Source organism: Sulfurimonas sp. (genome assembly GCF_028694605.1).
In the GTDB taxonomy this organism is placed as follows: Bacteria; Campylobacterota; Campylobacteria; order Campylobacterales; family Sulfurimonadaceae; genus Sulfurimonas.
Genome location: NZ_JAQVKP010000017.1, coordinates 18,048 through 30,258 on the forward strand (window position 1 = coordinate 18,048; position 12,211 = coordinate 30,258).

Annotated in this window: 10 protein-coding genes and 4 tRNA genes; 6 read left to right on the forward strand and 8 right to left on the reverse strand. The window is 40.6% G+C overall.

All coding sequences use genetic code 11. The features are described 5' to 3' along the window. Positions 1 to 2: 2 nt before the first annotated feature. Together PHY84_RS10085 and PHY84_RS10090 are read right to left on the reverse strand one after the other, a co-directional pair. Entirely contained in the window at positions 3 to 851 is an 849-nt protein-coding gene (locus tag PHY84_RS10085) for an ATP phosphoribosyltransferase regulatory subunit (RefSeq protein WP_299859440.1), read from the reverse strand. Beyond that, entirely contained in the window at positions 848 to 1,963 is a 1,116-nt protein-coding gene (locus PHY84_RS10090) for an alanine--glyoxylate aminotransferase family protein (RefSeq protein WP_299859442.1), read from the reverse strand. The genes PHY84_RS10085 and PHY84_RS10090 overlap by 4 nt, the downstream gene beginning before the upstream one ends. A 114-nt stretch (positions 1,964 to 2,077) precedes the next feature. On the opposite strand from PHY84_RS10090, the gene PHY84_RS10095 reads away from it, so the two are divergent. Beyond that, a complete protein-coding gene (locus PHY84_RS10095; RefSeq protein WP_299859444.1) occupies positions 2,078 to 2,851 on the forward strand; it encodes an undecaprenyl-diphosphate phosphatase in 774 nt (257 codons plus the stop codon). Here the strand turns inward: PHY84_RS10095 and rdgB are convergent. Further along, positions 2,848 to 3,435 carry an RdgB/HAM1 family non-canonical purine NTP pyrophosphatase gene (gene rdgB / locus PHY84_RS10100; RefSeq protein WP_299859445.1) on the reverse strand — a complete coding sequence of 196 codons (588 nt, stop codon included), beginning with the start codon at positions 3,433 to 3,435 and terminating at the stop codon, positions 2,848 to 2,850. The genes PHY84_RS10095 and rdgB overlap by 4 nt on opposite strands. Before the next feature lie 109 nt (positions 3,436 to 3,544). Between rdgB and PHY84_RS10105 the strand changes: the two genes are divergently transcribed. Beyond that, the gene (locus PHY84_RS10105) at positions 3,545 to 4,861 is read left to right on the forward strand and encodes an MFS transporter (RefSeq protein WP_299859446.1); all 1,317 of its coding nucleotides are present in this window, start codon (positions 3,545 to 3,547) and stop codon (positions 4,859 to 4,861) included. On the opposite strand, the gene PHY84_RS10110 is transcribed toward PHY84_RS10105, so the two are convergent. The 4 genes from PHY84_RS10110 to ilvD all read right to left on the reverse strand — a co-directional run bounded on the left by PHY84_RS10110 (position 4,862) and on the right by ilvD (position 10,893). Continuing rightward, positions 4,862 to 6,781, reverse strand: coding sequence for a glycosyl hydrolase (locus PHY84_RS10110; protein ID WP_299859448.1), 1,920 nt, complete (start codon positions 6,779 to 6,781; stop codon positions 4,862 to 4,864). A gap of 89 nt (positions 6,782 to 6,870) precedes the next feature. Continuing rightward, entirely contained in the window at positions 6,871 to 7,362 is a 492-nt protein-coding gene (gene infC, locus PHY84_RS10115; RefSeq protein WP_299859488.1) for a translation initiation factor IF-3, read from the reverse strand. Between the two features lie 23 nt (positions 7,363 to 7,385). After that, entirely contained in the window at positions 7,386 to 9,179 is a 1,794-nt protein-coding gene (thrS, locus tag PHY84_RS10120; protein ID WP_299859490.1) for a threonine--tRNA ligase, read from the reverse strand. 28 nt (positions 9,180 to 9,207) lie between these two features. Beyond that, the gene (ilvD, locus tag PHY84_RS10125; RefSeq protein ID WP_299859450.1) at positions 9,208 to 10,893 is read right to left on the reverse strand and encodes a dihydroxy-acid dehydratase; all 1,686 of its coding nucleotides are present in this window, start codon (positions 10,891 to 10,893) and stop codon (positions 9,208 to 9,210) included. A gap of 142 nt (positions 10,894 to 11,035) precedes the next feature. Here ilvD and PHY84_RS10130 point away from each other — a divergent pair. The 4 genes from PHY84_RS10130 to PHY84_RS10145 all read left to right on the forward strand — a co-directional run bounded on the left by PHY84_RS10130 (position 11,036) and on the right by PHY84_RS10145 (position 11,468). Then, positions 11,036 to 11,110 (forward strand) — tRNA-Gly (locus PHY84_RS10130). A 51-nt stretch (positions 11,111 to 11,161) separates the two neighbouring features. Then, positions 11,162 to 11,248: transfer RNA gene (locus tag PHY84_RS10135), tRNA-Leu, on the forward strand. A 24-nt stretch (positions 11,249 to 11,272) separates the two neighbouring features. Continuing rightward, positions 11,273 to 11,346: transfer RNA gene (locus PHY84_RS10140), tRNA-Cys, on the forward strand. Between the two features lie 33 nt (positions 11,347 to 11,379). Then, positions 11,380 to 11,468, forward strand: a tRNA-Ser gene (locus tag PHY84_RS10145). 406 nt (positions 11,469 to 11,874) lie between these two features. Here the strand turns inward: PHY84_RS10145 and PHY84_RS10150 are convergent. Beyond that, entirely contained in the window at positions 11,875 to 12,204 is a 330-nt protein-coding gene (locus PHY84_RS10150; RefSeq protein WP_299859452.1) for a hypothetical protein, read from the reverse strand. Positions 12,205 to 12,211: the final 7 nt, after the last annotated feature.

Consider the following 12,211-nt stretch of genomic DNA (forward strand, 5'->3'; position numbering starts at 1 on the left):
CTCTATTTCGCTTTGGTTTCTACTAACACATCTGTATAAATTGCAAAACCTACAGAACTTAGTTCTGCATTTTTATATCTTCCGCCTCTTGCAAAGACTTCATTATTTTGTATAACTCTAAAAAAGAGTTCATCATAGTAGAGCATTTTTGCATAGTAAAGAGGTGCTAAAACACTGTTTGGGCATCCGATAGCCTCACATAAGTTCTTCATCTTCTCCAATTCTGTTTTTACGGCTTCAGGAACTATCTCAAGAAGCTCATCCACTTGGCTAGGGTGTTGCAGATAGACAAGTTTTTCAAGCCAATCGACCTTGAGATTTAAAAACTTCTCAATGTTTATATGTCTAAAATCATCAAGAGTTAGACTGTCAAACATCTCAACTAGGAGCTTTGGTATCATCATGTTTGAGATTTGGATAAGCGGACGCACTTCAAGTGCCTCAAAAATCTCTATGGCAATATTTAAAACAGATGAGAGTTTACTCTCTCCCATAAACTCGACACCGATTTGAAACTGTTCATCTGTCGGATAGCGGAAAACCGGCTGGATGTAAAACCACTTTTTATGTTCAGTGTTACGCCCCAATCTCTTCTCGATAATGCGTACAACATCTATGGTAGAATCGGCTCTAAGCGAGATGGAGTTGTTTTTCTCATCATTTACTTTGATAAGCTCACGCTCATTGGCAATGCTTTTGTGCTGATGATACGAAAAGATGGGAGTGACAATCTCCTCAAATCCTTTTGCGTATAAAATATCGCTAGCGACTTTTTCTATCTCTCTTTTTATCTTCGCACTTTTGCCAAAGTAGAGTTTTGAACCGCTAGGAATTTCGTGTTCTAGTATCATTTACCTGCCAACTTAAAATAATTTTCATTGAAAACTCTGTTTGCAGTACCGTCATAATCTCTTCTTCCAAGTTTTGCAAGAGCGAGTTCGACAGAGTTTACAACCCATGAAATCTCATACGGAGCTATAAGACCCATCTGGTTTATACGAAAGATTTTACCATCAAGGTGGTCTTGTCCGCCTGCAACATTTACGCCAAAATCGGTTTTTAAGATTTTTCTGATTTGTGATGCGTTTTCATCATCAACAGTTGTCATGGAAAGTGCCGGAGTTTTTGGATAGATATGCAAGCCGATAGCCTGAAGTGCGCAGATAACGGCACTTGCTCTTGCTGCGGTCTCTTCATAAAGTTTCTCTAAACCGCCGTTTCTCTCAATAGTCTCTAAAATCTCCAAAAGCCCGATAGTCAAAGTTGTAGCCGCAGTCCAAGCGGTTGTGTTTTTTCTTTGGGATTTTATCTCGGTAGCAAGGTTGAAGTAATAGCCTCTTCCTTTGCCGATTTTCTCTATCGCCGCATTGCTAAGACCCAAAATTGCAAGCCCCGGAGGAAGCATAAGCGCTTTTTGGCTTCCAGCGATTAAACAGTCGATGTTAGCAATATCTATCTTTTCAACGCCCACGGCAGTGATACCATCAGCGATAATCATAATATTCTGGTTTATCTCTTTTACAGCTTTTGCAATCGCTTCAACCGGATGACGAAGTCCGCCTGCCGATTCGCTTATCTGTATGGCGATGGCGTCTATGTCTGAGTTGTTTTTTACTGCTTCTACAACCTCTTGAACGCTTACGGGAGTATCCCATTCGTTGCTGATTGTGACATTTTTAAGCCCATGAGCAAGAGCGATTTTTCCAAATCTCTCACCGAATTTTCCTGAGTTTACATTTAAAAGCGTATTGTGGCAAAGGTTTACAACCGCCGCCTCCATAGCTCCAGTTCCGCTTGAAGCAAGCATAACTACCTCATCGCTACCAAAGAGGTTAAAAAGATGTTTTCTGGTTTTTTCAAAGATAGCTTCAAATTCGGGTGTGCGGTGGTGCATCGTCTCATCTGACATTGCATTTCGAACATTTTGCGGGACAGGGGTAGGACCAGGGGTAAAGAGTAACATCTGAAAAATTCCTAAATAGTTGTAATTTAAAACCTCGCATTATATCTAAATAACTTAAATTGGCTCTTTAGTTTTATGGTAGAATTTTGCAAAATTTTTACCCAAAAGGCTCTTATGACTATTGTAGATTCCATTATTTTGGGCGTTATCGAGGGCTTTACCGAGTTTCTACCCATCTCTTCAACGGGGCATCTTATCGTTGCAAGTGAGTTTTTAGGCTTAGAGCAAAATGCGGTGAACAAAGCCTATGAGGTCATCATCCAGTTTTCGGCTATTTTGGCTGTTATTTTCAACTATAAAGAGAAATTTACTCTTAAAAAAATTGATTTATGGATAAAAGTTTTTTTAGCTTTTCTTCCGCTTGCCATAGTTGGTTTTCTCTTCTCAAAAGAGATAAAAGCACTCTTTAGCCTAGAAATAGTCGCTATTATGTTTATTGTTGGCGGGATTATTTTTTTGGTTGTAGAAAAATTTTTTATCCATACTGAGATACAAACACTTAATGATGTAGAAAAGATAAACTTTAAACAATCGCTATTTATCGGCTTGGCGCAGGTTTTTGCGCTCATCCCCGGAACTAGCAGGGCGGGTGCTACTATTATCGGTGCACTTCTTGTCGGGCTTGATAGAAAAGCGAGTGCGGAGTTTAGTTTTTTACTTGCTTTTCCGGTTATGGGCGCTGTTGCCTCTTATGATTTGCTCAAACACTACCAAGATTTCAGTGAAGCAAATCTTATGGTTTTAGGTGTCGGATTTGTCACCTCTTTTATTGTTGCCTATCTCACCATCAAACTCTTTTTAAAGTTTTTAGAGCGATTTACTTTTGTTTCTTTTGGTGTTTATCGTATAATTTTTGGCATAGCGCTTCTTCTCTTTTTTAAGCCCTAAAGCGTTTGAAGAACTATTTTTGCCAATTTCAGGGCTTTTGCGCGGTGTGATAGCTCTTTTTTTACCTCATCATCAAGTTCTCCAAGCGTTTTGTCATACCCAAGAGGGATAAACATGGGGTCATACCCAAAGCCTTTCTCGCCTCTTGCCTCGCTGATTGCCTCTCCATGCATCCAACCATGCACAACATACTCCCCTTTTTTTGTCACAATAGCAATAGCAGCTGTGTAGTGAGCAGGCGAAGATGTCGCACCTTTTGCTTTTATATCTTGTATAAGCTTGTTCAGATTGTCTTTATCATTTGCATCTTTGCCTGCATGTCTTGCACTGTAAATCCCCGGTTTGCCATCAAGCACATCTACACTTATGCCGCTGTCATCCGCCATAACAACGATATCGTCTCTCTTTAGAGCGTTAAAAACCGCTCTTGCTTTGATGAGCGCATTCTCTTTGAAGCTGTTGCCATCCTCTTCTATCTCAAATTCCTCTATAAGCCGACTATAGGGAATAACCTCAAAATCTTCACAAAGTGCCTGTATTTCTCTAACCTTACCCCTATTTGATGTCGCTAAAATTAATTGCATCTTCTTACCCTTACGATTTACTTTAAAGATACACTTCTTTGATTGACAAAGTTTGTGTAAACAATCTTTTTAATATAATTGCGAATTATATACTACATTAAGGTACTCAATGTTTAAAAAAGTATTCCCTCTATCTGCGATTCTTTCCCTAAGGTTTTTAGGTCTTTTTTTGGTACTGCCGGTTGTTTCTATCTATGCGCTTGAACTAGAGGGCGCAACACCGCTTCTTATAGGTATCGTTGTTGGCGGTTATGCACTTACACAGGCAGTTTTTCAGGTTCCTTTTGGTGCAATGAGCGACAGGATAGGCAGAAAACCGGCACTTCTTATCGGTCTTTTAATCTTCTTGGTCGGCTCAATCATGTGTGCCTATGCGACGGATATCTATATGTTGATGGTAGGTCGTTTTCTACAGGGTGCAGGAGCAATCGGTTCTGTTATTGCGGCTATGATTTCGGATTTGGTTCCAGAGGAAGTTCGCGGTAAGGCTATGGCTATCATGGGCGCTTCAATTGCTCTTAGTTTTGCGCTTGCCATGGGACTTGGACCGGTTCTCGGCGCAAAGTACGGTGTTGGGTTTCTCTTTATTCTTACAGCTATTTTTGCAGTTTTAGCAATAATATTGTTGTTTACAAAAGTACCGACTCCGCCCAAAATCAAGCATACATATCACGCAGAGGCAAAAACGTCTGACATCCTAAGAGACCCAAATCTTCTCAATATGATTATTATCAATGCGATGCAAAAAGGACTTATGACCATCGCATTTGTGCTTATTCCGATAATACTCACAAGCGATACTTTTTCATGGCAAAAGTCTGATCTCTACATGGCGTATCTGCCGGCTATGCTCTTTGGTCTTGCCGCTATGGGACCTGCTGCGGTTTTTGGCGAAAAGCATAACAAGCCAAAAGAGGTCTTTTTACTCTCTATCATTCTGTTTGTCGCTTCATTTTTGATAATGGGGCTTAGCACTTCAAGCCTTCTTTTTGTGGTAGGCGTTATCCTTTTCTTTGTTGCCTTTAACATGATGGAACCGCTTGTGCAGTCAATGATAACAAAATTTGCAAAAGTGCATCAAAAAGGAATGGCTCTTGGAATTTCAAACTCCGCTGCATACTTTGCAACATTTATAGGCGGAACTTCTGCCGGTCTTCTTTTAGGCATTAGTGATAGAGAGACAATCGGTATCTCTGTTGCGGCTGTTGCCGGAATTTGGCTCTTATGGACACTCAAGCTTCAAAACCCTACGAAATACTCACATCTATACCTTCCACAGGAGAGCGTGGATATAAAGAAGTTACAAAATCTCGAAAATGAACATGTTGCAGAGTGGTACATCAACGATACAGAGAAGCTGGTTATCGTCAAATACGCCTCTCTTGCTATCCAAAGAGAGGATTTGATAGCACAAATCTCAAAATAATTATTCTTCGATTTTTGCAACTATCATAAGCGAAAGCAAAAAAGCAATTGCGCCTAGTGTTGTATTTAGCAACACTATCGCACCGACACTCAGAGCCAATGCTCCATAAGATACAACTCTGTCATACGTAAAATACGCCATAACCGCACCAAAAAGCGCAATAGCCCCTAAATAGCCTAAGTAGAGCATATGCGCCATCCATGCACGGGCATCGCACAAGAAAAAGCCTTTTGCGGCGGCACACTCGGCTGTAAAAGCACTGTTTGAGAGATATCCATACTTAATAAATGCAAAAACGACCCCTGAAACAAGTATGGCAAAAAGTATCTCTTTAATCTTGCCGTAAGAGACTTTTATGCTTCCCATAAAGAGCAGATAAGCAAATCCAAAAGCAATTAAAGCCCACAAATTTGAAAAAAGGTTAAGATAAGTTTCATTTACAAAAACAATGATGGTCGTTACCGCCAAAACGACAAAAAGCACCTTCTCAAACAACCCAAATACAAACTCACGATACATCCCTCTATAAAGCCATAAAAAAGAGATGACAGAGATTGAAAAAGCATAGATTTCAAAGTTCCTGTATCTTCCGTCAAACGCTAAAGAGATAGTGATAATGGTTGCCAATAGTGACGCAGCATAAAAAAGAAGTGTCAGTGAGGCATCAGGACCTTTGATTTTTTTCGTAAAAATTTCTCTAAATACCACGACTTGCACCTTTTTATCAAATGCGATGTAGGCAAGAGTAAAATAATATACGAGCGCATGCACCGACATGACTAAAAACGCCCATAAAAACTCCCAAACGGTTCTTGCCGTGACGCTATACTGCTCCAGTTGAAGCGTAAACAAAAGCGCGAAAAGTGTGTTGAACGTACCAAATAAAATTATCTCTCTTGTTCTGATTTGCGTATTTTTAAACAACAGTGAAAAAAGCAAGATAAGAGTAACTGAGCAGAGAGCCAAAAGCTTATAATTTACAAAATTAGATACATCCCCGCCAAATACATGTTTATCAACTCTATCTTTATCAAAAAGCCCCCAAAAACCGCCGACTGCACCCTCGCTTACTCTTTTCCACGGTTGGTCAAACGCCTCTATGATGTTGTAGTTCCATCTCTCTCTTTGTGCCAGTGCGACAAACTCACGTACAAATAACGCCTGATTTATCTTGCTTGGAATAGCATCTTCTCTTGCCCTTCCCTCAGATGGCCAGCCCGTTTCGCCTATAAGAATCTTTTTGTCTTTGAGAAGTGCCGTAACTTCTCCCCTTACATCTGCCAAATGCCCGATAGATTGGTCTATGTTCATGGGGTCATCTTCCCAGTAAGGCAAGATGTGAATCGTTACAAAATCAGTGATATCTTTGATTTGCGGATGTTTCACCCAGTATTCCCACACATCGGCGTATGTAACCTCTGTATTTGGAAGTGCCTCTTTAACCTGTTTGATATATCCGGACAACACCGCCTCTGTTGCATCGCCGCGCAAAAGCACTTCGTTGCCAACAATCACGCCTTTGATGATGTCTTGATTTTCTTTTGCAAGTTTTATGAGTGTGGTTATCTCTTTTTGTGTCATCACTTTGTCACTGCTTACCCACGCACCCATATACATCTTAAGACTATTTTCTCTGGCTATCTTTGGAACTATCTCCAAACCGACGGTTGAGTATGTTCTGATACAAGTGGTATATTTGGAGAGAAGTTTTAGATCATTGCGTACCAAATCCTCCGAGACGACCATCCCTTTGGAGAGTGAAAAAGGGGAGTCATTTTTTCCAAAAGGAGCATAGGAGACACACTCCAGTTTATCAAAAGAGTTTTTGCCGTCTTTTAAGACAAACACCTCTCCGAGCAAATACCAAAAAAGTACTACGACTACAACGCTTGTGAAAACCGCTGCTGTTTTTTTTATCACTTTGTGTCCTTGTTACATTCTAAAAAATTATATGGGAGTATGAGAAATGGATAGTTTTAGAAAAGAGCCCTTAAAAGAGCTCTGTTGTATTATTTTTGAGGAAAGACATACATGTTATAGTAGCGACCCTCAAACTTAGGCTCTTTATCCATAACTGCAACATCTTCTATCATCGACCAAACTTTTAAAAGAACATCTTTTGCAGCATCCGGATTTGCCATTTCACGCCCTTTTAAAAAGACACGAAAACGGACATGCTTACCCTCAGCTATAAACTCTCTCGCATGCTTTACTTTGTAGTTGATGTCATTTTCGGCAATCTTAACAGAGAGTTTTATCTCTTTGACATCAATCTTTGTCTGGTTTTTCTTCTGCTCTTTGAGTTTTTTCTCTTCTTGATACTTAAACTTACCGTAGTTCATAATTTTAGCGACAGGGGGTTTTGCATCAGGGGCAATAAGCACTAAATCTAAACCTAACTCATTTGCTTTTTCCATAGCTTCATCAATGGAGATAATACCCAACGATTCTGCTCCATCCACATTACAACGCACCTCTGGTACACGGATATCGTCATTCATTATGACACGGTCTGTTTTTTTGCTCAAAAATTTACCTCATTTATTTTAGTTTTTACAAGCGATAGAAATTCATCCTCACTTAGATTGTACTGCTCTCTCGTTCTTCTGTCACGAATCGCAACACTTCGAGAAGCAACCTCTTCATCTCCCAGCACTATAAGCATAGGAACTCTTGTTTTTTCCGCTGTTCTGATTCTTTTGTTCAAAGAATCATTTTTAGAGTAGATTTCGCTGTCTGCCCCTAAATCTATCAATTTATCCGCCAACTCTTTTGCATAATCATTATGCGCAGAAGCTATCGGAACGATTGCAACTTGAGTCGGAGCGATAAACATTGGAAACTCTCCAGCGTAATGCTCTGTTAATATACCAATAAAACGCTCAAACGAACCTAAAATTGCTCTGTGAATCATGACAGGCTGAATTTTGTCATTGTTCTCGCCGTTATACTCAAGCTCAAATCTGCTTGGAAGGTTAAAATCAAGCTGAATCGTGCCGCACTGCCACTCTCTGCCGATTGCATCAGTGATTTTGATGTCGATTTTTGGACCGTAAAACGCTCCGCCACCCTCATCTACCTCATAAACAAGGTTATTTTTCTCCATCGCATTTTTAAGTGAACGTGTAGAAACTTCCCATACCTCATCACTTCCGACTGCTTTCTCTGGTCTTGTAGAGAGCATCATTTTGTAGTCAAATCCAAAAGTTGTCATGATTTTATCGACAAAATCAACAACTTCTATGATTTGCTCCTCTATCTGGTCTGCTCTACAAAAGATATGCGCATCATCTTGAGTAAACTCACGGACACGGAAAAGTCCATGAAGCGCACCCGTCATCTCATGGCGATGCACCACACCGTACTCAAAATATTTTAGCGGAAGGTCTCTGTATGAGTGCAAATCTTCTTCATATATCTTGATGTGACCGACACAGTTCATAGGTTTTACACCAAACTCAAGCTCATCAATGTTTGTAAAGTACATGTTTTCGCCGTAGTTTTGGTAGTGACCCGAAACCTTCCACAAGTCGCTTCTTAGCATCTCGGGACCACGAACCGGTTCATAACCTCGTTTGCGGTGTGCCTTAAAGAGAAGCGATTCAAGTCTTGCACGAAGTCTCCCGCCTGCGGGAAGCCAGATAGGAAAGCCGGCTCCGACCTCTTCACGGAAAGTAAACATCTTCATTTCCGCACCGAGTTTACGGTGGTCTCGTTTTTCAGCTTCTGCCATCATGTCAAGATATGCTTTGAGTGCCTCTTTATCGGCAAATGCGATACCGTAGATGCGCGTTAGCATCTCATTTTTGGAATCTCCGCCTAAGTACGCACCCGCTATTTTTGTGAGTTTAAAATAGCGAATCAACCCGACATTTGGTAGGTGCGGTCCACGACAAAGGTCTTCAAAATCTCCCTGTTTATAGATAGAAACTCTATCACTTGGGATTCTTTGCATAACAAAAAGTTTGAGATGGTCATCTTTAAACTTCTCTTTTGCTTCATCCATAGAGATTTCGTACTTCTCTATCGCATACTTCTTTTTAGCAATGTTAAGCATCTCCTGCTCGATGGCTTTGAGGTCTCCCTCACCTATCTCGCTTGAAGTTTTAAAGTCATAGTAAAAACCCTCTTTTACATTTGGACCTACAAAAAATTTCGCATCCGGATAGAGCGACTTGATGGCTTGAGCCATAAGATGAGCGGTTGAGTGGCGCAACACATTTAACGACTCTTCCGAGTTGTCAAGATGTACTTGCTCTCCCTCAAATCCAAGCTCTTTTGCAGTCTGTAAATCTATAATTTCACCGTTGTGTTTTATTGCTATTGCGTTCAAAATAGTATCCTTTCTATATCTCTGTCTTTAGCACTGCGCCGTTTGAAGCGTTTGAAACTAAAAGTTGATAGCGTTTGAGCCATTTTGACTTAACCTCATTCACATAAGGCTTCCATTTAAGGCGTCTTTGCTCAAGAACCTCATAGCTTACATTTAGTTGAAGAATGTGTTTATCAACATCAAGCTCTATCTCGTCACCGTCTTCTACAAGCGCAATTAAGCCGCCTTCTGCCGCCTCAGGAGAAATATGTCCGATACTTGCACCTTTTGTAGCACCTGAAAAACGACCATCCGTTATAAGAGCGACGCTATCGCCAAGACCCATCCCTTGAATAAGCGCAGTCGGAGCTAACATCTCTTGCATGCCCGGTCCGCCCTTTGGTCCCTCATAGCGGATAACAACAACATTTCCGGGTTTTACCTTGTGGGACATGATACCAGTTATAGCTTCAGGCTGTGAGTTAAAACAGATTGCACTGCCTTTAAAGCGTCTCATATTTGGCTCAATTCCTGCTGTTTTAACAACCGCACCCTCTTCTGCAAGATTTCCAAAAAGAATGGAGAGACCACCGACTTGTGAGTAAGCATTTTCATTTGTATGAATGATGCTTTCATCCATGATTTTAGCATCTGCTATACGCTCACCGAGCGTTTCGCCTGTTACAGTCGGATTGTCAAGATGGAGAAGCCCTCCTCTGCGGCTTACCTCTCTCATTACCGCACTGACGCCGCCGGCACGATTGATGTCATCCATGTGAACAGTTGTTAATGATGGAGAAATTTTAGCGATATGCGCAACATTGTCAGCTATATGGTTAATCTGCGTTATATCAAAATCCACTCCTGCTTCTCTAGCGATTGCAAGCATATGCAACACGGTATTTGAGCTTCCGCCCATTGCCATATCTACAACAAAAGCATTGTGAACTGCTTTTTCGTTTAACACATTTTTGAGATTATACTTTGCATCATCCGCCTTAGCCATTTCCACGATTCTCTTTGCCGCTTTTTTAACAAGCTCGATTCTAGCAGGAGTCATCGCCAAGATAGTTCCGTTGCCCGGAAGTGCGATTCCCATCGCTTCACAAAGAGTGTTCATGGAGTTTGCAGTAAACATACCAGAACAGCTTCCACCGCTCGGACATGCGTTACACTCTATGTCATAAAGCTCTTCTTGGCTTATCGTCCCTTCGTTAAACTGCCCGACTGCCTCAAATGCGGTGGACAAGTCTATAGGCGTACCGTCTTTTTTATGACCCGCCGGCATCGGACCGCCAGAGACAAATACGGTCGGAACATTAACACGAAGCGCACCCATAATCATCCCTGGGACGATTTTGTCACAGTTTGGAATACAAATAAGCGCATCAAGCTTGTGTGCATTCATAACCGTTTCAATCGAATCAGCGATAATTTCACGAGAAGGAAGAGAGTAAAGCATACCGTCATGCCCCATAGCGATACCGTCATCAACTCCAATCGTATTAAACACAAACGGCACGCCGCCTGCCTCACGAATCGCCTCTTTTACGATTTCTCCATACTCATGCAAAAAGAAATGCCCCGGAATAATGTCGATATAACTGTTTGCTATCCCGATAAAGGGCTTGTCAAAATCCTCATCCCTTAGCCCTGTCGCGCGAAGCAGCGAGCGATGCGGTGCTTTATCAAAACCTTTTTTTATAGTATCGCTTCTCATAAAAATCCTTCATATATAGCTGTTTTCTTCTATTAATAGCGAGATTATAGCATTTTTTTCGATTTTTTTTCTAAAAACCCTTTACAAATGAAAATTAAACGGCTATAATTCCACCCACTTAAAAAATAAGTGACAAACAAATGCGGGAATAGCTCAGTGGTAGAGCACAACCTTGCCAAGGTTGGGGTCGCGAGTTCGAACCTCGTTTCCCGCTCCATAAAATATTTAAAAAATATCCGATATCTTTAAAAGATAAAAAAATCCCAAAGCCCGGGTGGTGAAATCGGTAGACACAAGGGATTTAAAATCCCTCGCTCGTAAGGGCGTGCCGGTTCAAGTCCGGCTTCGGGCACCACTATTATAAAAATCGGTTGAAACTGGTGCCATCGCCAAGCGGTAAGGCCGCAGCCTGCAAAGCTGCTATCCCCAGTTCAAATCTGGGTGGCACCTCCAGAATTTTATAATAATTTCTTTCTTTACAAACGTGGATCTTTGGCTGAGTTGGTCTATAGCACCGGTCTTGAAAACCGGCGAGGGTAATACCTCCCAGAGTTCGAATCTCTGAGGGTCCACCACTTCAAAAACCCCTAAAACAAGTCATTTCAAAGCTTTTAAATTTTCTAAAATAGCACCGCTTAAGAAAACTTATTTTTTCGCTTTCCACCCTATTTCCACCCTAATAAAATAAGTCATGCTTTTTAAACCCTTTTTCTAATCTCGCTTATTAACCCAAAGCTTTTTCAAAATGTTAAATTTTGAAACTCTGCTTTGTGTCCTCTGTGACTGTAAAGACGAGGTGTTTTTTTTTGCTCATATATTTTGTTTTTGTGATTTAGAAACTTAATGTGGGTATTAAGTATTTGAGGGAGAGAATTATTAAAATCCTTAATGTGGGTATTAAGGATTATTGTTATTTCAATGTTTAATTTCTTAATGTGGGTATTATATTTCTCTACATTGGGAGTGTAGAGAAATACGAGATTACCAGTAATCACGGCGAGCGTATGGGTGTTTTTTGAATTTTTTATTATAATCGCGACCAACAATTAAGCCGATGATAATGCCAACAACGAATAGCAAAATACTTATATTTTCTGCCAAATCTTCTTTCACATCAAAAGCTTCAGTCAACACAAAATAATTAATAAAAGGAACTGTAAAAATATACCAGTTTAGCCAAAATGAAATCCTTTCGTAAAGGCTCTTATCCTTAACTTTACCGCATTTAAAACAAGCGGGCGCATCATCATGTACCATGTTGCCGCACTCGCACTTTTCCAAAAGCACTTTCTCTTTTTTCTCTTTTGACATCTTTTTT

Excerpts from the sequence above, each read along its gene's own strand:
- PHY84_RS10085 (WP_299859440.1), bottom strand. The coding sequence starts at position 851 with ATGATACTAGAACACGAAATTCCTAGCGGTTCAAAACTCTACTTTGGC.
- PHY84_RS10090 (WP_299859442.1), bottom strand. The coding sequence starts at position 1,963 with ATGTTACTCTTTACCCCTGGTCCTACCCCTGTCCCGCAAAATGTTCGA.
- PHY84_RS10095 (WP_299859444.1), top strand. The coding sequence starts at position 2,078 with ATGACTATTGTAGATTCCATTATTTTGGGCGTTATCGAGGGCTTTACC.
- rdgB (WP_299859445.1), bottom strand. The coding sequence starts at position 3,435 with ATGCAATTAATTTTAGCGACATCAAATAGGGGTAAGGTTAGAGAAATA.
- PHY84_RS10105 (WP_299859446.1), top strand. The coding sequence starts at position 3,545 with ATGTTTAAAAAAGTATTCCCTCTATCTGCGATTCTTTCCCTAAGGTTT.
- infC (WP_299859488.1), bottom strand. The coding sequence starts at position 7,362 with ATGAATGACGATATCCGTGTACCAGAGGTGCGTTGTAATGTGGATGGA.
- ilvD (WP_299859450.1), bottom strand. The coding sequence starts at position 10,893 with ATGAGAAGCGATACTATAAAAAAAGGTTTTGATAAAGCACCGCATCGC.
- PHY84_RS10150 (WP_299859452.1), bottom strand. The coding sequence starts at position 12,204 with ATGTCAAAAGAGAAAAAAGAGAAAGTGCTTTTGGAAAAGTGCGAGTGC.